Origin of the sequence: Clostridium tertium, assembly GCF_017873245.1 — a bacterium.
GTDB lineage: Bacteria > Bacillota > Clostridia > Clostridiales > Clostridiaceae > Clostridium > Clostridium tertium.
Window position 1 is genome coordinate 83,861 of the sequence record NZ_JAGGJY010000007.1, and the last position, 21,280, is coordinate 105,140.

General features: G+C 27.4%; 21 protein-coding genes and 1 riboswitch. Of the genes, 1 reads left to right on the top strand and 20 read right to left on the bottom strand.

Annotated features, from left to right (window positions below):
• Window positions 1-53: 53 nt before the first annotated feature.
• The 19 genes from J2Z25_RS09450 to J2Z25_RS09540 form a co-directional block, all read right to left on the bottom strand.
• Complete coding sequence (locus J2Z25_RS09450; RefSeq protein ID WP_209740096.1) at window positions 54-1,004, bottom strand: TDT family transporter; 951 nt, start codon at window positions 1,002-1,004, stop codon at window positions 54-56.
• Window positions 1,005-1,250: 246 nt separating this feature from the next.
• Window positions 1,251-2,201 carry a TDT family transporter gene (locus tag J2Z25_RS09455; RefSeq protein WP_209740098.1) on the bottom strand — a complete coding sequence of 317 codons (951 nt, stop codon included), beginning with the start codon at window positions 2,199-2,201 and terminating at the stop codon, window positions 1,251-1,253.
• A gap of 23 nt (window positions 2,202-2,224) precedes the next feature.
• Entirely contained in the window at window positions 2,225-3,448 is a 1,224-nt protein-coding gene (locus tag J2Z25_RS09460; protein ID WP_209740101.1) for an NAD(P)/FAD-dependent oxidoreductase, read from the bottom strand.
• The gene (locus tag J2Z25_RS09465) at window positions 3,448-3,861 is read right to left on the bottom strand and encodes a 4Fe-4S dicluster domain-containing protein (RefSeq protein ID WP_097032878.1); all 414 of its coding nucleotides are present in this window, start codon (window positions 3,859-3,861) and stop codon (window positions 3,448-3,450) included. Before J2Z25_RS09465 ends, J2Z25_RS09460 begins: the two co-directional genes overlap by 1 nt.
• Window positions 3,862-3,870: 9 nt before the next feature.
• Window positions 3,871-5,955, bottom strand: a complete 2,085-nt coding sequence (locus J2Z25_RS09470) for a molybdopterin oxidoreductase family protein (protein WP_209740103.1) — start codon at window positions 5,953-5,955, stop codon at window positions 3,871-3,873.
• 307 nt (window positions 5,956-6,262) lie between these two features.
• Window positions 6,263-6,718: an MOSC domain-containing protein gene (locus J2Z25_RS09475; RefSeq protein ID WP_097032876.1), complete on the bottom strand. Its 456-nt coding sequence runs from the start codon at window positions 6,716-6,718 to the stop codon at window positions 6,263-6,265.
• 4 nt (window positions 6,719-6,722) lie between these two features.
• On the bottom strand, window positions 6,723-7,694 hold the full coding sequence (gene moaA, locus J2Z25_RS09480; RefSeq protein WP_209740105.1) for a GTP 3',8-cyclase MoaA: 972 nt from the start codon (window positions 7,692-7,694) through the stop codon (window positions 6,723-6,725).
• A 1-nt stretch (window position 7,695) separates the two neighbouring features.
• Window positions 7,696-8,190 (bottom strand): cyclic pyranopterin monophosphate synthase MoaC, encoded by a 495-nt coding sequence (gene moaC / locus J2Z25_RS09485; protein ID WP_209740107.1) that lies wholly within the window; start codon window positions 8,188-8,190, stop codon window positions 7,696-7,698.
• Between the two features lie 9 nt (window positions 8,191-8,199).
• Complete coding sequence (locus J2Z25_RS09490; protein ID WP_142690206.1) at window positions 8,200-9,216, bottom strand: molybdopterin-binding protein; 1,017 nt, start codon at window positions 9,214-9,216, stop codon at window positions 8,200-8,202.
• A gap of 70 nt (window positions 9,217-9,286) precedes the next feature.
• On the bottom strand, window positions 9,287-9,778 hold the full coding sequence (locus tag J2Z25_RS09495) for a MogA/MoaB family molybdenum cofactor biosynthesis protein (protein WP_008679293.1): 492 nt from the start codon (window positions 9,776-9,778) through the stop codon (window positions 9,287-9,289).
• Entirely contained in the window at window positions 9,778-10,353 is a 576-nt protein-coding gene (locus J2Z25_RS09500; RefSeq protein WP_209740109.1) for a molybdenum cofactor guanylyltransferase, read from the bottom strand. Before J2Z25_RS09500 ends, J2Z25_RS09495 begins: the two co-directional genes overlap by 1 nt.
• An 8-nt stretch (window positions 10,354-10,361) precedes the next feature.
• Complete coding sequence (locus J2Z25_RS18905) at window positions 10,362-11,567, bottom strand: molybdopterin molybdotransferase MoeA (RefSeq protein ID WP_209740110.1); 1,206 nt, start codon at window positions 11,565-11,567, stop codon at window positions 10,362-10,364.
• Between the two features lie 258 nt (window positions 11,568-11,825).
• Window positions 11,826-11,964: riboswitch (molybdenum cofactor riboswitch) on the bottom strand.
• Window positions 11,956-12,465, bottom strand: a complete 510-nt coding sequence (gene mobB / locus J2Z25_RS09510) for a molybdopterin-guanine dinucleotide biosynthesis protein B (RefSeq protein ID WP_008679299.1) — start codon at window positions 12,463-12,465, stop codon at window positions 11,956-11,958. (Overlaps the previous riboswitch by 9 nt.)
• A 207-nt stretch (window positions 12,466-12,672) precedes the next feature.
• A complete protein-coding gene (locus tag J2Z25_RS09515; protein ID WP_209740112.1) occupies window positions 12,673-13,899 on the bottom strand; it encodes an NAD(P)/FAD-dependent oxidoreductase in 1,227 nt (408 codons plus the stop codon).
• Entirely contained in the window at window positions 13,899-14,306 is a 408-nt protein-coding gene (locus J2Z25_RS09520) for a 4Fe-4S dicluster domain-containing protein (RefSeq protein WP_008679303.1), read from the bottom strand. The genes J2Z25_RS09515 and J2Z25_RS09520 overlap by 1 nt, the downstream gene beginning before the upstream one ends.
• An 11-nt stretch (window positions 14,307-14,317) precedes the next feature.
• Window positions 14,318-16,402 carry a molybdopterin oxidoreductase family protein gene (locus J2Z25_RS09525; protein ID WP_209740113.1) on the bottom strand — a complete coding sequence of 695 codons (2,085 nt, stop codon included), beginning with the start codon at window positions 16,400-16,402 and terminating at the stop codon, window positions 14,318-14,320.
• A gap of 251 nt (window positions 16,403-16,653) precedes the next feature.
• Window positions 16,654-17,253 (bottom strand): ATP-binding cassette domain-containing protein, encoded by a 600-nt coding sequence (locus tag J2Z25_RS09530; protein WP_209740114.1) that lies wholly within the window; start codon window positions 17,251-17,253, stop codon window positions 16,654-16,656.
• On the bottom strand, window positions 17,246-18,013 hold the full coding sequence (locus tag J2Z25_RS09535) for an ABC transporter permease (RefSeq protein ID WP_209740115.1): 768 nt from the start codon (window positions 18,011-18,013) through the stop codon (window positions 17,246-17,248). The genes J2Z25_RS09530 and J2Z25_RS09535 overlap by 8 nt, the downstream gene beginning before the upstream one ends.
• Entirely contained in the window at window positions 17,988-18,983 is a 996-nt protein-coding gene (locus J2Z25_RS09540) for an ABC transporter substrate-binding protein (RefSeq protein WP_209740116.1), read from the bottom strand. The genes J2Z25_RS09535 and J2Z25_RS09540 overlap by 26 nt, the downstream gene beginning before the upstream one ends.
• 191 nt (window positions 18,984-19,174) lie before the next feature.
• Here J2Z25_RS09540 and J2Z25_RS09545 point away from each other — a divergent pair, with 191 nt between their 5' ends.
• Window positions 19,175-20,167 (top strand): DUF4003 family protein, encoded by a 993-nt coding sequence (locus J2Z25_RS09545; RefSeq protein WP_209740117.1) that lies wholly within the window; start codon window positions 19,175-19,177, stop codon window positions 20,165-20,167.
• 20 nt (window positions 20,168-20,187) lie between these two features.
• Here J2Z25_RS09545 and J2Z25_RS09550 read toward each other — a convergent pair whose 3' ends face one another.
• Complete coding sequence (locus J2Z25_RS09550) at window positions 20,188-21,129, bottom strand: ribonuclease Z (RefSeq protein WP_209740196.1); 942 nt, start codon at window positions 21,127-21,129, stop codon at window positions 20,188-20,190.
• Window positions 21,130-21,280 lie beyond the last annotated feature (151 nt).

A 21,280-nucleotide genomic window follows, 5' to 3' on the forward strand; every position in this document is an offset into this window, starting at 1 on the left:
AAAAAGAAATTGTATCATTATTATTATACAATTTCTTTTAAATTAAACATATTTTAATTTTCTTTAATACTTTTCATAAACATAGTAAAAAAATTAAATAGAACAAATGTTATTATTCCTGTAGTAATATATATCTGTATTCCTGATATTTGCTTTATAATATTTCCTATAATTTCATATCCATCATTAATTAAGAAGCCTGACATTTTAATTGAAGCTAAAGTACCTATTGCCATTGGGAATGTTAATCCTGCAAAAGCTGGAGTGAATTTATAAGAGAAAAATTTTGGTAGCTTGTACACTACAAATAAAAGTGTACTAAACACTAAAATATATAATAGATATAATAAAATTTTATTAGGCTCTTCGACAACATTTATATAGCTAACTACACAAAGGCTTGATGGTGCTAATAATATTGCTTGTGTATGAAAAAATGCCTCTTTTAAAGGTATAGTTTTTAATCTTATAATAATGAATGGTAATATTACTAATAATACCATTATCCCATAATATAGTACTATCTTACTTATTAAAGGTTCTTTCATTACAGAACCTACTACTGTTGAAACCATTAACCCATTATAAGTTACAAACCAACTTGGAACAAATGTATCTTTATTTACTCCTTTAATAACATTTCTATATGTAAATATTATTATATGTACTGTATGTAATAGAACGCCTATAAACCATAGCATTTTTCCAAAAGAATTATTATAGTCAAAGTAATATCCACCTAATATCATAGTTATCATAGTTATTCCTGCATAAAGACTAGCTGGAACTGTATTTGAATATTCTTTTTTACAAGTAGGATAAAATGCTAAAATTTTAACTAAATATGCTATTAAAATACCAGTTGCTATCCACATCGTTAAATGCCTTACCCAAGTATATCCTAACGATGAGTAAATGTTTGATAATGTTGCTGCTCCTACCATTGTAGGTATTATTGGAATAGGTAAATTTTCTATTTTTCTAAAAATTAAATTATTTTTCATAATTCCTCCTAAGCTAGTTTTAATTATTCTATTAAATTCACATTATAATTTCAATACTTATTGTTAATTTTTTCACTTACATACGTATAAAAGATCTTTTATCATAATTCAACACTAGCATTATATCACTAATAAATATAATTTCCGTGATATTTATCACAAAGTATCATTTTTGTTAAAACAAAAAAATACTACACTTCTTTTAACTATAATAATATCTAGCTTAATGAAGTGTAATATTCTTATTTAATTAGTTTTTAAACTTTTAAATAGTATGTGTATAAATTTATACAAAACATATGCTATTATCGTTGTAGTAATATATATTTGTATTCCACTTACTTCTTTTATAGTATACCCTAAAAAATCATTATTCAATTTTATAAAAAATGATGATGCTTTAATTGATGCAACTATACCTATTGCCATAGGGAATGTTAAACCTGCAAACCCAGGCGTAAAATTATAAGAAAAAAACTTAGGTAACATATATAAAATAAATAATAATGTTAAAAATATTATTGAGTAAAGAATATATACAAATATCTTATTAGGATTATCTATAAAATTTAAATAACCTACTAAACAAAGGCTAGATGGTGCTAATAAAATAGCTTGAGTATGAAATAATGCATCATTTATAGGCTCTTTTCTTAATCTAGAAATCATAAATGGTATTATTAATAAAAAAACTACAATTCCATAATACACTATAATCTTACAAATAAAAGGTTCATTCATAGAAATTCCCACCACTGTTGAAACCATTATACCATTATATGTTACAAACCAGCTTGGAACAAATGTTTCTTTATCTACTCCTGAAAATACATTTTTATATGTGAAAATTATTATATGTATTGCATGTAATATTATACCAATATACCAAAGCCCTTTTCCTATTATTTCATTAAAATCAAAATAATAAGATCCTAATATCATTAATATCATAGTAAATCCTGCATATAAACTTGAAGGAACTGTATTACTGTATTCACTTTTACATGTGTCAAAATAAATTGTTATCTTTATAACATAAGCAATTAATATTATAGTTGCACATACCATTGTTATGTGCCTTATCCATGTATATCCCAAAGTCTGATACACATTAGATAAGGTAGCTGCTCCAACCATTGTTGGCAAAATTGGTACAGGCATATTTTTTATCTTTTTTAACAGAGATTTATTCTCCATAATATACTCCTTTTTATTTATCTTTAGTATACAAACTCTAAATTTTCTGTTTCATTAAAAAAGTCTGAATAATCAATATCAAATAAAGGTTTTTTAACTCTATCCACATTTATTTTTTGTTTTATAAGTTGCGTCAAAACTCCAACATATGATAAATCCCCTTGAACTATAGCTCCATAAATTGCTCCATCTTTATAAATTATCTTTTTATAATCTTTTCCATCAATATCAGTTATTTCTTCATAGCTTTCATCTGGCTTTACAACCATACCTAATGACATAGTAGCTACTCCGCAAAAATTCATTGTATTTTTGCTTCCAAAATAATCTTCCATAAATGTTTCTTTACCAACCATATTATTTGCAGCTATCATCCCTTCTTTCACTGCTGTTGGCCATATTGGATTTCTTCCTGTTATATCCCCTGCACCATAAACATCTCTAACATTTGTTTCACCTTTTGCATTTATTATAAGGCCAAATTTATCGCATTCTATTCCACTATCTTTCAAAAATCCTACATTTGATCTAACTCCCGTGCAAGCGATTATTAACTCACATGGTACTTCTTCTCCAGTATTAAGTTTTATAGAAATAGGATTATTTTCATCATCTACAATTACTTTTTCCGCCCTAACACCAAACTTTAAATTTACTCCCTCTTTTTTTAATCTTTCTTCATATATATTTGCAGCATGTTTATCTAATTGGAGAGGAAGAAGTCTATCACCCATTTCAATCAATGTTATATTTACATTGTAATCTAACAATCCTGCTAACGCATCAACACCAACAAGTCCAGCACCTAAAATTACAACATTTTTCACTTTTCTCGCAATATTTTTAATTTTTATAGCATCATCTAAATTTCTTAATCCTATTACATTATTAGCACTTCTTAAATTTTCTATTGGAGGTAAAAATGATGATGATCCAGTAGCAAGTAAAACTTTATCATACCTTAAATTATCTTCATTAGATAACTTTAATAATTTTTCTTTTATATCTATTCCAATAACTTCTACTCCTTTTATCCATTTTATTTTATACATTTCAAAAAAATTGTCTGGTGAAAAATCTAAATCTTCTATATCCCTTCTTCCATCTAAAAAATGATGAAGTATGCATCTTGAATAAACATGATCATCTTTAGATACTAAAGTTATTTCTGCATCTTTATCATGCTCTCGAATTGTTCTTGCTGCATTAATTCCAGATGCTGATGCACCTACTATAACATATACCATTATTTATATACCTCCTCTAAGCTTAATGCTCCCATGGGACATCTATCTACACAATGTGGATATTTAGTATCTGTAGATAAACACATATCACATTTCATTACTTCTCTATTAGTTTGATAATCCATTTTTAGTACTCCATACGGACAACCCATAATACACATATAGCATGTTGCACATCGACTTTTATCATAAATAACATATCCACTTTCATCATCTCTTCTCATTGCCCCTGTTGGACATGAATATACACATTCCGGTCTTGTGCAATGTCTACAGTAAATTGGTGCATATCTTCCTTCGCTATTAATAACTATTCTTCCTCTTGTATCTCTAGATCCATGAGAGACCTTGCAAGCAGTAGTACATGTTAAACATCCTATACATTTCTTTCTATCGATTTTTATTCTTTTCATAATAATCTCCTAATTAATTTTTTCTATTTTTACTGGACCGTATTTGTAATTAGGTTCCTTTGAATATGTATCAAATATTGATGGTAGTACAGAATTTGCTTCTATATAATGCATTGGCGCATAAAGTTGATCTTTTTTTACAGTTCTACTTAACTTAACAAGAAATTTGTTACTTACTCCATTCGGAGAACTTACTTTAACCATATCATTTTCTTTAATATCAAGTTCCTCTGCCAAGTCTGTATTAAGATTTATATATCCTTCTTTCATTATAATTGCTTCAACATCAGGAATTTCTCTTGTTCTTGTTTGTGTATGCCATTGTCCAACAGTTCCTCTACCTGTATTTAAAATATATGGATATTCTTCATTTTGTTCAAAAGGAGGACTCATAATATCTTCATAAATAAATTTTGCCTTTTTATTTGGAGTGTAAAATTTTTTATCTTCAAACAATCTTCTTTCTTCCTTTTCAATATCATCTCCTTCTTTAAAAGGCCATTGAATTCCCTTAGAATCTTTTAACATATCATAACTTACACCCGTTATATCACAAGGCATATTCCTAGTGCATTCTTTTAATACTTCAAAGGCATCTTTAGGTGTTTTCCATTTATCTAAAAGACTTCCCATTCCAAGAGCTTTTCCTATACCTAATAAGATATCATAATCACTTAACTCATCTTTTTTCTTTTCAAGTACTGGTTGAATTTTAGATAATCTTCTTTCTGTATTTATTAGTACACCTTCTTTTTTCAATCCATTTGTTGAAGGTAGTATAAGATGGGCATACTTAGATGTTTCTGTATCACTATAAATATCCTGCACTGCTAAAAACTCTAATTTTTCAGCTGCTTTTTTGAATTCCAAACTATTTATCCATGAAGCAACTGGGTTTGTTGCTAGTACCCAAAGAGCTTTTATTGTTCCATTATTTATACCTTCAATTATTGCATTATATGGTATTGTAGGCTTTTTAGGTAGCATATCTTCATCAATTTCTAAAGCTTTAGCTACAACTTTTCTTCTAGCTTTATCAGTATATTCTCCACCACCGTAAAGTCCAGTAGTATTACTAAATAATCTTGAGCCCATAGCATTACATTGACCTGTTATTGAATTTGCTCCAGTACCTGGCTTACCAATATTCCCTGTCATAAGAGCTAAATTTATTACTGCTTGTGCAGTTCTAACTGCTTGATATCCCTGATTTACTCCCATAGTCCACCAAAGTGATACTCTTTTACCTTCATGTATTATTTTAGCTAATTCTAACACTCTTCCTTTTGATATTCCTGTATACTCTTCAACATCATTTACATCATATTTTTTAACATGATTTTTAAAACCCTCAAAATCTTCTGTACTGTTTTTTATAAACTCTTCATCTATCCAACCTTTTTCAATCAATACATTTGATAATGTATATAAAAGTCTTAAATCACTTTTTGGTTTTAAATCTATCCAAATATCTGAATTAGTTACTGTTTCACTTCTTCTTGGATCTATAGTTATAATTTTTTTATCTTTGTTTCTATTTTTTATTACTCTACTCCAAAGAATTGGATGAGCCACAACAGGATTACATCCAATAAATATCATTACATCAGATAGTTCTAAATCTTCAAATGTATATGGTGGAGAGTCAAATCCAAAACTTTGTTTATATGCAACAACAGCTGTTGCCATACAAAGTCTAGTGTTACCATCCCCATTTCCACCTAGAAATGTTCTTCCAATATGTCCTGCCAATGCCATTTCTTCTGTACATAACTGTCCTGTGCTTAAAAATGCAAAGCTTTCTTTACCATGTTCATCTTGAATTTTTTTTACTCTTTCTGCAAATATATTAAATGCTTTATCCCAAGATATATGTTCTAGCTCACCTTTTTCATTTCTTAATAATGGTAATACAGGATTTTCATATATAGTATTTTGTTTATCTAAGTTAAGACCCTTAACACAACAAAAGCCTCTATTTACAGGGTAATCCTTTGCTGGCTTAACCCTTTGTATAAATCCGTCATCTTCAACATGAAAATCAAAATTACATGCTATAGAACAATAGTTACAAGTAGACCTAACAACTTTCATATTTTTACTCCTCTTCAATAAACATTTTATAGCTATTATTAGTATTATTCGCTTATTATATGCATATTAAACAAATGGTCTTATATAAATTTACTTATTCATTCACAGCTTTTGAGAGCAACAAAAACTTATATATTCTAATTAAAAATTAGCAACCCATAACTATAAAATAGTGTATTTCTAAATATTAAAATTCTAATACCATCAATAATTTAATTTTGAAAATTTCAAACTTTCATACTTTCGTATAAATAAAAAAACATCTAGATACTTGATTATTAAAATCTAATATCTAGATGTTTCTTTATTATAATGTAAATACTTTCTTTTCATTATCTAATAAAGTACATTTATCTCCAACTCTTACTTTTCCACCTTTTAGAACTCTAGTAAATATTCCATTCTTAGGCATTATACATTCTCCAACCTGATAGTATATTGCACACTTATCATGACATTCTTTACCGATTTGAGTTACTTCTAAAAGTACTTCTCCTACTGTTAATCTTTGGCCAACTGGAAGTTTATTTAATTCTATTCCATCAACAACTAAGTTTTCTCCAAATGCGCCAAAATCAACATTTCCTCCTTTATTTCTAAATTCATCAATCTTTTCAAAAGCTAATAAACTTACTTGTCTATGCCACTTACCAGCATGAGCATCACCTTCTATTCCAAACTCCTCTATGAAATTTGCTTCTTCAACCTCATTTTTTAAAGTTCCTTTATGTTTACTTGTACATATAGCTAAAACCTTGCTCATATTTTTATCCTCCAATTTGATTCATAAATTTTAATTCTTTATCTTTACTTTTTTGCATAAACAAATGTTTTTCAGGTTTATCAAAAATACTATTTTCTATTGCAAGTGATAATTCATTATCAGAAGCTCCTTTTCTAATCAGCTCTTTTAAATCAATACCATAATTGAAATGTAAGCATTGTTTTAAAAACCCTTCTGGAGTTAATCTAATTCTATTACAATCCTCACAAAAACAATTACTTATAGCACTAATAAATCCAATCTTACCTTTAGCATCCTTTAATTTTATATAAGTTGCTGGTCCACCACTCTTAATTCTTTTAACTTCTTCAAAATCCTTATAATTATTTTTAATAATGTCTATAATAACTTCATTATTAATTCCTTTATATTTACTTCCCACTCCAATAGGCATAAGCTCTATGAATCTTACATCTATTGGTTTTTGTAATGTTAAATTTACAAAATCTATTATTTCATCATCATTAATATCTTCTATCATAACTGTATTCAATTTTACTTTTATTCCAAGTGAAATACATTTATCTATTGCTGCTAATACCTTATTTAAATCTCCTAATCTAGTTAATCTTTTAAATGTTTCTTTCTTTAATGAGTCTAAGCTTATATTAACACCTTTTAACCCTGCTTTTGCAAGAATTTCTACGTTTTCCTCAAGCAATATTCCATTTGTAGTTAAGTATATTTCCTCTATACCTTGTATAGTATTTATTCTTTGCATAAGCTCTACTATATCTTTCCTAACTAAAGGTTCTCCACCAGTAAATCTAACTTTTTTTATACCAAGTTTTGCACTTTCGCATACTATTTTATATATTTCATCATTAGTCAATTTATCTTCTTTTTTAAGAAAAGTATTATTTTTTTCTTCCATGCAATATATACATCTTAAGTTACAATTATCAGTTAATGAAATTCTTAAATAATCTATTTCTCTACCATATTTATCTTTCATATTATTTTATAGAGCTATCATAAAAATTAAACTCTCCGCTCTTCCCCCCTGTTTTTTTTAGTAAATGAGTACCTTCTATTACCATTCTTTTATCTATAGCTTTACACATATCGTATATTGTTAAAGCTGAAATTGTAGCTGCTGTTAAAGCTTCCATTTCAACTCCTGTTTTATCTACTATTTTTACAGTGGCTTTTATTTCAATACTATTTTCTTTATCATTTATTTCAAAATCAATATTACAGCTAGATATCATTAACGGATGACACATAGGTATTAAATTAGATGTTTGTTTACTAGCCATTATTCCTGCAACTCTAGCTACTCCTAAAACATCTCCTTTACCTATTTTTCCTTCTTTTATAAGTTCTAAGGTTTCTTTGCTTACTTTTATTTTTGAAACTGCAATTGCAACTCTTTCAGTTTTATTTTTTTCTGATACATCTACCATTCTTGCATTTCCACTATTATCAAAATGAGTAAATTTACTATTCATTATATCCTCCTATTTTCCAAAAGAACAATGTGGAAAGGTACAAACCTTACAATCTAAACATAATCCACCATGTCCATAATCTGCTATATCTCCTAAAGTTAATTTTTCATCTGCTAGTATTCTTGGTAGTACTAAATCCAATACAGTTCTTTTTGAATACATAGCACAACTTGGTACTCCTAGTATTGGAATGTCTTTATAGTAAGCTAATAAAAACATAGCCCCTGGTAATACTGGTGATCCGTATGTAACAAGCTCTCCACCACATTCCTTTATAGCAGTTGGTGTTACATCATCTGGATCAACTGACATTCCTCCTGTACATATAATCATATCTACATTTTCACTTAACCCATTCTTTATTTCTTCTATTATTCTTTCTTTAGAATCTGGTAGAATAACTTGATTAATAACTTCACTACCGTAATATCCAAGTTTTGATTTTATTACTGGTAGAAAGGCATCTTTAATTCTTCCACTATAAACTTCATTACCAGTTGTTATAAGTAAGCATTTCTTAGGTTTTATTTCTTCTATATAAATAATTTTATCTTTTATTAATTTTTCTGCATTAATAATTTTATCTTCATCAATTATTAATGGAATAACTCTAGTTGAACCAATTTTTTCTCCTTTTTTTATTGGAGTATTGGTATGTAATGTAGATACAATTATTTCTCCAAGGCTATTAAGCTTAAACAACTCTTCCTTATCTATTTTTAAAACTCCATCTATATCTGCAAAAAAGTCAACTTTTCCTTCTTTTATTTCTTCTGATTTGCAAGCTCCATCACCAAGTACAAGGTTTGAAATTCTAATTGCAGCATCATTTTCATGTAGCTCTCCTTCACTAGGCTCCCATACATAAATGTGCTCTTTTCCTATAGATAGTAATTTTTCAATATCCTCTTCTTTTATAATATGACCTTTTTTAAAAAGTCTTCCTTTAAATTCTCCTGGTATTATTTGTGTAACATCGTGAGATAAGATACAGCCAACAGAATCATATACGCTTATCATTTTCATTATAATGCATCTCCTATCAGTTAATCATTTGTCTGAATACTTATTTAATAAATATTTCTTATAAATGTACTTATTTTCTCGCACATTCCTTTGCTTCTCCAATTAATATACCAATTCCATGTTTCAATTCATCTAATATAAAATCTAATGCTTCTTCACATGCTTTTGGACTTCCTGGTAAATTTACTATAAGAGTATCTTTTCTTATTCCAGATACTGCTCTAGAAAGCATTGCTCTTTTAGTTATTTGAAGGCTATACATTCTTATAGCTTCACAGATTCCTGGTGCTTCTCTATCAATTATTTCCTTAGTTGCTTCTGGAGTTATATCTCTTTTCGAAAATCCAGTTCCACCTGTGCTTAATATTAAATTAACCTTTAACTCATCACTCATATTTATAAATTCTTTTTTTAACATTTCCTTTTCATCAGGTACAATCACCATTTTTTCTACTTTAAAACCTGCATTTTCTATTATTTCTTTAATAACAGCTCCACTTTTATCTTCTCTTTCCCCTGAATATCCTTTATCACTACTAGTTATTATTCCAACAGTATACATTAAATTTCCTCCAAGTCATTATATTCATTAATTGTATTTATATTTGAAAAATATCTATCATTTAACTCTTCATATATTTTATCTTCTAATACTTTATATTTTGTTGATATTATAAATTTTTGTAATTTATTTTCACTTTTTACTAAGGATTCTTCAATTTTAGGAATTAATTCTTTTGAATAAATTGAACATAGTGGCTGAAGCTTTTCATTTATTTTAGGTACTAAGACTTCATATTCTTCATCTAAATTTCCTATAATGTTTAAAATATCTTTTGTAATTAAAGGCATGTCACAAGCAATACATAAAACCTTATCATTTTTTGCATTTTTAAGTGCTGAATGTATTCCTGATAAAGGCCCATTTCCTAAATTAATATCACCAAAAATTTTTAAGTTAAACTTTCTATAATCCTCTTTTTTATTTGATATAATTATTATTTCATCAAAATCTTTTCCAGCATCTATTATATTTTCTATAAAAGTTTTTTCTTTAAAAAGTAATAGCGCTTTATTGTTATAATTCATCCTACTACTTTTTCCACCTGCTAAAATAGCTAATGTTTTATTTATCATCTTTTCTCCTAAAGCTTTATAATATCTACTAAATCTCCTTGATTTTTACCATCATTATTAGTTTCTATTTCAATTATGCAATTTGAATTTATTGCAGAACTAAGGATTCCATTTCCTGATTTAGTTTGTGTTATATGTACATATTGTTTACAATTATTAACTTCTACATATCCTCTTATAAACCTTCTTTGAGGACTTTTCTTTTTGATATCTTTTGATAATATTGCTTTTTCTCGATTTATTTTAATTTCTTGATATCCAGATAATTTTTCAAGAGTTGGTTTAACTAATAATTCAAATGTTGTTAAAGCTGCTGTTGGATTTCCTGATAGACTAATTACAATTGATTTATTTACTCTGCTACATAAAACCGCTGAGCCAGGTTTAATAGTTATTTTCCAAAAAAGTTTTTCTCCACTTGTAGTGTCTATAGCATCTTTTAATAAATCTTTTTCTCCAACTGAAACTCCACCTGTTGTAATTATTAAATCAACTTCATTTGAAATTTCTTCAATATAGCTACCTATTTCATGAAAATTATCATTTATATGAGCAATATACTTAGCTTCATAGCCCAACTCTTTTATCCTTGATAAAATAGAATATTTATTACTATTATAAATTTTCCCTTCTCCTAAAGCTAAGCCTATATCAACAACTTCGTCGCCAGTGCTTATAAATGCTATTTTAGGCTTTTTATATACTTTCATTTTATTTATTCCAGAACTAGCTAAAATACCAATATCAGCATAGTCAAGCTTTTTGCTTGATTTTAAAAGTAGACTTCCCTTTGAAATATCTTCTCCCTTTATACAGATATTTTCATTTTCCTTTATATTTTTCTTTAAGATAATAAAATCATCTTCTAAAGTTACATCTTCTTGTTTTATAACAGCATTTGCGCCTTTAGGAATTGGTGCACCTGTCATGATTCTAACTGCTGTATCTTCATTCACAGCACTACTACAAACACCTCCGGCATAAACCTTATCTATTACCTTAAACTTCCTATTACTTAATTCAGTATTATTAGAAATTATTGCATAACCATCCATTGCAGATTTATTAAAAGGTGGATTATTTATTTGTGCATAAATATTTTCACTTATTACTCTATTTAATCCATCAATTAGATCAACCTCTTCAATATCTAAATTATTCACATTATTATTTAATATTTCTATTGCTTCTTCTAATGAAATAAAGGATTTCACGTTATTCCTCCCTAAAAAAATTAATGTACAAAATTTTTCTCATCCCATCACTTATAATTTTCCTTTTAGAATATTAATATTGCATACTTTCCTATACAAAAAAGCCTATTACCCATAAATTTGGTGAGTAATAAGCTTTTAATTTAAATATAAATAAACACTTTTAATAGTGTTAAAATTCACTTAATCATATAAACCTAAAAATAAAATTAAACTTAATATTATTTTTAGACCTATCTTAACTATAAGTATAATATATTTAAATCAACTTATTTTCCTTCCCAAATCGTGGAGATGCTATCTTTTCAAATAAGCACCCTGTGAATCTAAAATTCAGGCATAATATCCATAGAATTTATCCTTAGGCAATACTATGCTCTAGAAAATATTATTGATAATTTTCAAAGTTAAAATCCTCTTCCTTTTCTATTAAATCAGCAAGTTCTTCAAAATTATTTTTATCTATAACTAAAACATCATTTAAACTTAAATTATTATCACTTGCTACTGCTATAAGATTATTCTTAGGCGTTATTATTTTACTACTAACACCACTTCTATATACTTCTATCTTTCTTAAATTGCTTTTCTTATATCCTTCTACTAAAATTATATCTTTATCAATTGCCAAGTTTATAAGATCGTAAAGTTCTGTTTCTTCATTTAATTCCTTTATTATTGCAAGCCTAGAACTTGAGGATATTATTACAGTTTCTGAACCTGCTTCCCTATGTTTATATGTATCTTTTCCTTTTTTATCAATATCAAATCCATGAACATCATGCTTTATTGTTGCTATACTTAAATTTCTACTTTTTAATTCTCTTATTAACCCTTCCATTACAAATGTTTTTCCCACATTTGACTTTTCCCCAATTATATTAATTACCTTAGACATAATCTTCATCCTTTAAGTATATTTTAATTATTAATTTTTAATGGCTTTATTTAAATTTATACTTATTATGTTCTAGATTTTTTGTAATAATCCTTCTTTAAAATATATTATAAAAAAATTTTTAAATATATAATTTTCAATAAAGATTTAATATTTAATTAAACTATATGGAAATTAGCCAAAATACTAATTTCCATATAAATATTATTATTTATAACTAAATTCAAAATTCTTTTCCATATTAAAGAAATCTGCATAATCTATATCAAATATATTTTTTGTTACTTTTGATATATCTATTTTTTCTTTTATAAGTTGTGTTAATACACCTGCGTAAGATAAATCTCCTTGGATTATTGCTCCATAAATTTTGCCATCTTTGTGTATTATCTTTTTATAGTTTTCGCCATCTATGCTTATTTCAACTTTGTAAGTTTCATCCTTTGGTTCTATATCCCCTAAAGACATAGTTGCAACACCAACAAAGTTCATAGTATTCTTGCTTCCAAAGAAATCTGTCATTATCATTTCTTTTCCTAACATATTGTTTGCAGCAATTATCCCTTCTTTTACTGCTGTTGGCCATATAGGATTTCTTCCAGTTACGTCTCCTGCTCCATAAATATCATTAATATTAGTCTTTCCTTTTTCGTCTATTATTAATCCAAACTTATCACATTCAACATTACTATAGTTCAAAAAGTTAACGTTAGATCTTACTCCTGTAGCTACAATAACTAATTCACATGGTATTTCTTCACCAGTATTAATTACTAAAGCTTTAGGATCTTTATTTTCATCTAAAATTAATTTTTCTGCTCTAACACCAAGCTTTAAATTCACTCCATTTTCTGTGAACTTCTTTTTATAAACTTCTGAAGTATATTCATCTAATTGTATTGGTAAAACCTTATTTCCCATTTCTACTAAAGATATATTTACACCTGTATCAATAAGTCCACTTACTGCATCTATTCCAACAAGTCCTGCTCCTAATACAACTACATTTTTAACCTTAGCTGCCTTTTCTTTTATAAGCACTGCATCTTCTAAATTTCTAAGTCCAACCACATTATTTCCTTCTCTTAATCCTTCAACTGGTGGAATAAATGATGAAGCTCCGCTACAAATCAATAATTTATCAAAACTTAAAACTTTATCGTTAGATAAAGTTAAAGTTTTATTTTCATCATTTACACAAATAACTTCAACCCCATTTATCCATCTTATATTGTACTCTTCAAAGAAATTCATAGATGTAAAGTTTAATTGTTCTACATTTCTATAATTTGAAATGTAATGATGCAAAATACATCTTGAATATACTTCAATATCTTTTGAAACTAATATTATTTCTGCATCCTTATCTAATTCTCTTAATGTTTTTGCTCCACTAATGCCAGCTGCTGATGCTCCTATAACTACATATTTCATTAATTAGGCACCTCCTCTAATGTAATAGCTGCCATTGGACATTTTTCTACACATTGTGGTGTCCCCTTATCTTTGCATGCATCACATTTCATTATTTCCTTTTGTGCTCTACTGTCAGCTTTTAATACTCCATAAGGACATGCCATTATGCACATATAACAACTTGCACAACGCTCTTTATTGTAAGTAACTAATCCTGTCTCCTTATCTTTGCTCATAGCTCCAGTCATGCATGTGTAAACACATTCTGGTCTATCACAATGTCTACAAAAAATTGGAGCATACTTTCCACTACTATCTATTGTTATTCTACTTCTTGTATCTTCTGAATTATGAGAAACAATACATGCAGTTGTACAAGTCAGACATCCAACACATTTCGATCTATCTATTTTTATTCTCTTCATATTGAATCCCCCTATTTTTTAAAAATATTTACTGCAACAGTTTTAAAAGATGGTTCTTTTGAATAAGGATCATAAACTGAAGGAGTTAGAGAATTTGTTTCAATATAATGCATAGGTGCATATATATGATCCTTTTTCACATTTTCTGAATAAACAACATTAAACTCATTAGTATTACCATTTTGTGAAGTTATATTAACTCTCTCATTTTCATTAATATTTAACTCTCTTGCTAGCTCTGGATTCATTAAAACATATGATTCTTTTCTATAAATTTTATTATGTTCTATTTCTCTAGATCTAACTTGAGTATGCCATTGTCCTACAGTTCCTCTTCCTGTATTTAATATATAAGGAAATTCTTTTGAGGTCTCTGTTGGATTTTCTGCTATATCTTCAAAATGGAACTTAGCCTTTTTTGATGGTGTATAATAATTTCCATCTTCATAAAGTCTTCTTTCATCCTCTTCTATAACTTGTCCTTCTTTGAATGGCCATTGAACTCCTCTTGAGCCTTCCATATTTTTGCCTTCTAACATTTCATAAGTAACTCCTGTTATATCACAAGGCATTCCTTTAGAACATTTTTTTAATAATTCAAATACGTCTCTTGGAGTTTTCCAATTATCAAGTAAACTTCCCATACCTAACGCTTTACCTATATTTAAGAATATTTCAAAATCAGATAATTCGCCCTCTTCTTTTGGTATTACTGGATTAACTTTTGACAATCTACGCTCAGTATTAATAAGAACTCCTTCTTTCTTTATAGCTGGAACTGAAGGTAAATATAAATCACAAAGCTGTGCAGTGTGAGTATCTTCATATATATCTTGTACAACTAAGAAATCTAAATTTTCTACTGCTTTTTTAAATTCATCATTATTTGTAAATGAATGTCTTGGGTTTGTACATATTACCCATAATCCCTTAATTTCTCCTGCAATTGCTTTTTCTATTATAACGTTATAAGGAAGCGTTGGCTTAGTTGCTAATACACTTTCGTCAACTTCTAAGGCTTCCGCTACAGCTTTTCTTCTTACTTTATTATCAAAATCTCCACCGCCATATAGTCCTGCTGTATTGCTGAACGCTCTTGATCCCATAGCATTACATTGACCAGTTAATGAATTTGCACCTGTTCCTGGTCTACCGATATTTCCAGTGATCAGTGCTAAGTTTATTATAGATTGTGCAGTTCTTACTGCTTGATATCCTTGGTTTACACCCATTGTCCACCAAAATGATACTCTTTTCCCATTATGTATTATTTCTGCTAGTTCTAAAACTCTTTCTTTAGATATTCCTGTTTCTTCTTCTACATTATCTAAAGTAAATTTAGAAACATGATTTTTAAAGTCTTCGTATCCCTCTGTATGCTCGTCTATATATTTTTTGTCAATCCAACCATTTTGAATTAATACATTTGCTAATGTATATAATAGAACTAAATCAGATTTAGGTTTAATATCTACCCACATATGAGAATTTATTGCTGTTTCTGATTTTCTTGGATCAACTGTTATTATTTTTGCATCCTTATTTTTTCTTATTCTTCCCCAAAAAACTGGATGTGCTATAACTGGATTAGCTCCAATTAAAATTATAGTATCTGAAAGTTCAGCATCATTTAAAGTATAAGGAGGAGCATCAAAACCAAAACTTTGCTTATGCGCTACAACTGATGTCGCCATACATAATCTTGTATTTCCATCTCCATGCATACCCATGTAATTTCTTCCTACATGTCCAAGCAACGCCATTTCTTCAGTTGTCATTTGCCCAGTACTAATATATGCAACACTTTCTTTACCATATTTAGCTTGAATTTCAGTCATTTTTTTAGCAAAAACTTCAAAGCCTTTATTCCAAGATATTTCTTTCATTTCTCCATTTTCATCTCTTAATAAAGGGGATTTTCTTGCTTTAATTTTTGTTTGTTGCTTATCTAAGTTTAATCCTTTAATACAACAAAACCCCTTATTTACTGGATAATCAACAGTAGGTGAAACCTTTTGAATCTTACCATTATCTACATAGAAATCTATGTTACATGCTAAAGCACATAAATTACAAGTTGATTGAATTTTTTTCATATAACTTACATCTCCAATTCATAATTTTTAAACTCGTTATATTATTTTATGATTTTTAATTTTATCATTAACTATCGCTAAAAACTGTGATGATTATCACAGTTTTATAATTGATTGTTATATAATTAACAAATTGTTTAAATATGTTTTTCCATGTTTTTTAAAATATAATAAAAAAAGATATAGGATTTATTAGTTATTACACTAACTATCCTATATCTATATTACTCTATTTAATAATCTCACTTCTTTTAAACTTCAATTATTTCTTTTTTTACAGGCTCGTTCTTTAAAAAAATTATCTTCTTTGTAAACTCTTTTGCTTCGTTTATGTCATGACTTATAATTATAGCTGTTTTTTTATTATCATAAAAATATTGTTTTATATATTTAATAATATTTTCTTTATTTGCCTTATCTAAGCCTTTAAAAGGCTCATCCATGATAAAAATATCAGCATCATATATCACAGCTCTAGCTATATTTACTCTTTGCCTCATACCACCACTTAACTCATGTGGATATAAATATTTACAATTTAATAAGTTCAGCTTTTGTAATATATCATTAATTTTTGCTTTTCTTTCATCTTTACTTAATTTATTTTTAATCACAATATCTAAATTCTTATATACATTTTTCCAAGGTATTAATCTACTTTCTTGAAAAACAACACTTACTTTATTTCCCTTTGAAAGTAATATATCTTTTATATATTTAGTTAAAGTGCTCTTACCTATACCTGATTCTCCCATTATAAAGTTTACAGTATTTTCTTCAAAATCTATTGAAAAATCATCATATAAAACTCTGTCCTCAAACCTTATATTAACTTTGTTAAATTTAATCAACTATATACCTCCTCCCCTTAATTAGCTTGCCTGTAAAGTATATAATGATCTTATCATTTATATAACATAATATTGCTACTATAATTATCCACGCAAATATACCTGATGTATTAAAATTAATTTTCTCACCTTGTATTGCAGTTCCTATTCCATATAATGGTTGACCATAAACTTCCCCTGCTATTACTACTTTAAGGACTAAAGAAAATGTTGATGTCACTATAGATGAAATGCTAATGATTATTGCTTGAATATGTATACTTAAAAGCTTATCGAAAAAACTAACCTCAAAAGATTCAACCATCTCATTTAATTCACTATTTCCATTTAAAATCGAATTCACAGTTGTTTCATATAAAATAGGAAACGCTATAATTATTCCTATCAAATAGGATGCATAATTTTTATTTAACCAAATTAGTGCTATTAATATAAATGCTATTGTTGGTATAGATTTTAATATTGAATTAATTGGATATAAAAAGTTATATATAAATTTATTAAATCCAGAAACTATTCCTAAAACTATTGCTATTATTAATGCTATAAAAAAGCTTATAAATCCTCTTAGCAATGAATTGATTATATTTAATAAAAAGTTCTTTTCTTTTATTATCCTTAATATTTCATTTATTATTTCACTTATTTTAGGCAAATAAATAGAATTATTAATTTTATTGGATAAAAATATCCATATCACTACTATTATAAGTAGCGACATGAATATAATCTTTTTATCCTTCATAGAAGAAGTCTTCATTTGGTATCTTTTCTCCTATTGATTTTGCATTTTCATTTTCTAAAACCTTAAAATACTCTAAGTAATCTTGCTTACTATCTGCTGCATTTGAAAAGTTTATATTGCTATTTTTTATTGATTTCTCTATTATAGGAGCTTCTACTTGTGATCCATTTTCTACTGAATAATCTGCAGCTTCTTTATTATTTTCATTTACCCACTGAATAGAGTTATTTACCTTATCTATAAGTTCATTAAGAAAATCCTTATCATTATTTATTATTTCTTCTTTTACTATTATACTTGCTTGTGGAAATCCATTTTTACTATTAAATTTTTCTTTCCATAAATCATTTAAACTAGCTATTATTTTTATATTAGGATTTTTGCTTAATATAGTAGTTAATGCTGGTTCAGGTACCACAGCATACTTAGCCTTACCACTTAATATTGCTGGTGCTAATTCTGTAGCTCCTCCTACATAACTTAAAGTTACATCATTTAATATTCCACTTTCCTTTAATAAAGCTTTAAAAACTATATCTGGAGTTAGTCCACTCCCTATGTTATACACTTCTTTTCCTTTTATATCATTAAACTCTATTTTTCCTTCAGTTGAAACCAAGTACAAAGCTCCATATCCTGTTGTTCCAACTAACTTATAACCTAATCCTTTATTATATGCTTGTGCTGCTAGATTAGATGGAACTATTGCTATATCTGGTTCGCCTTTCATAACCGAAGTTGCTAATGTATCTGATGTATTTTCTATAGAATAACTAATAGCATAATTATCATTAACCTGTATATTTTCTTTTATTAATTTTGAAATTGCTGTAGACGGAACTCCATTTGGAACAACTATTGATATTTCTTTTCTTTCGGTATCTTGAATTACATCTTCTTCTACTTTTGCTTTACAGCCTGTAAATATAAAAAATATAGTAGCTATAAAGAAAATACTTAATTTAATTTTATTACTTCTTCTCATTTTATCTACTCCTCCACACTTTACTATATATTACCATTATAACATTAATCTTAGTATACTCAATGTCAATCTAAACAATACCATCACCTCTTTATGAGTTATTTTTTATTATATAAAGCAGTTTTTATATTGATATTGTTTTGTTTTATCTATATAATATTATTATATAGCTTTAAAGGGGATGAAAATTTATGATAGGAAATAAAATTGAGTTACTAATTAAGAATAGTAATAGCTTAGAAAATGTAAAATCTACTTTTGGCATGGGTACATTTAAGAGATGTAACGCACTAAATTTAACATTAAGAAATATTAATGCAAATGTAGAAAAAATTAATCACTGTATACATATAATAAAAAATAATTCCTCTATATTTTCTAACTTCAGAGGAAATAATCTTTTAACTACTGCTGTTAATTTATCAATGCAACCTAATCCAGAAGAAAGCTTTAATGATATTATGATTATATATGGCAAATTAAAAAATTATTTCTTAAACAATCAATTTTTAGTTTTAGCAGCCCAAATAATATACAATTACAAAAATACAAATGATATTGATTTAATAGTTATAAATACTAGAAAAGCCTATGACACTATGAAAAAAAATCATTTGTTTTTAACTGGACAAGATGATATTTGTGCTGCAGCTCTCATTGCAACAACTTCAAATAACTTAGATCAAACATTTATAGATATGGAAGAATGCTATAATATTTTAAGAAGTAATAGTTTTTATAGTGGAAATAACCTTCAAGCTTTGTCTCATATACTTTCACTTTTTGAAGGATTATCACAAGAAAAATGTAATAAAGTTATTTTATTGGATAAAGTTTTAAGGAAACACTCTGTTCCATTAAAAGGCTATTCTTTACCAATTTTAGGAGTTGCAGCTCTTACTAATGCTGATTATGAAAAATTTGCTACTGACTTAAATTCAATAAATAATTCATTAAAGAAACAAAGTGGATTTGGAAGCTTTACTTTAGGCCGATCTGTGAGAAATATGATTATAGCTTCTTTACTATCATTAGAATCTATAGAAGACACTAATTCTTTAATCAAAGAAAAGTTAATTGAAACAACTAACAATATATCTTTAAATATAGTTATTATAATGCAAATAGCAGCAGCAACTGCTGCCACATCTGCAGCCGCAGCCGCTGCTGCTTCAAGTAATTAACTTTATCAAAACCTTAGAGCTTACTCTGTAAACTTTAAGGTTTTTGTTATTTCATCTTCTCCAATTATTACTTCACTAAAAACTTCAGTAGCATTTTCTAAATACTCATTTGGATTTAACATAGCTGGACTAAAATGAGTTAAAAGCATTTCACACACATCACCATTACTCGCTAAGCCAGCTGCTTCTCTGAAAGTCATATGTTTATTTTTTATAGCCTTTTCTATATCTTTATCATCTCCATAAGTACCTTCACAAATAAACAAATCACTATTTTCTATGAATCTAACAATACTATTTATTGGTCTTGTATCTGTAATAAAGCTTACTTTAATTCCTTTTCTTTCTTCTCCTAAAACCATTGTGTAATCATATTGAATCCCATCATAAATCACTTCTTCTTCTTTTTGTAATTTATTCCACAACATTTTAGGTACATTACTTTTAATAGCTTTATCTATATCAAACTTTCTTTTTCTTTTAAAATAAAAATTATATCCAAGGCAAGGTGATGAATGTTCAAGTTCTAAAGTCCTTACTATTAAATCACTTTTATCATTTATATCTAATTCAATTAAATCCTTTTTCACATTAAAATATAATTCATTGGGATTTTCTATTATATTTAAATCATAAGGTAAATATGGTGCAATAACTCTAAGGCTATTTACTACATTTGTAATTCCTATCGGTCCAATTATAGTTAAAGGATGCTCTCGTCCACTATTTCCTATGGTTGAAAGAAGTCCTGGAAGTCCAACAATATGATCACCATGACAATGAGTTATAAGTATTAAATCTATTGCCTTAAATCCAAGTCCCATTCTTCTTATTGCTACCTGTGTACCTTCACCACAATCTATTAGTATTTTTCTTCCTTTATAATTTATAAATAAAGAAGATAAATTTCTTTTTGGCATAGGCATTCCACCACCACATCCTAATAGTGATACATCAATCAAATTAATCAACTTCTTTCCTAATATGTTTGTAAATTTAAAATTTATATTTTTAATAATCTAATCTTATCAAATAACATAATTCTATATTATTATTTATCATATTTAAAACTTATAATCTAAAATATAACTTTTATTTATTGATACATATTAA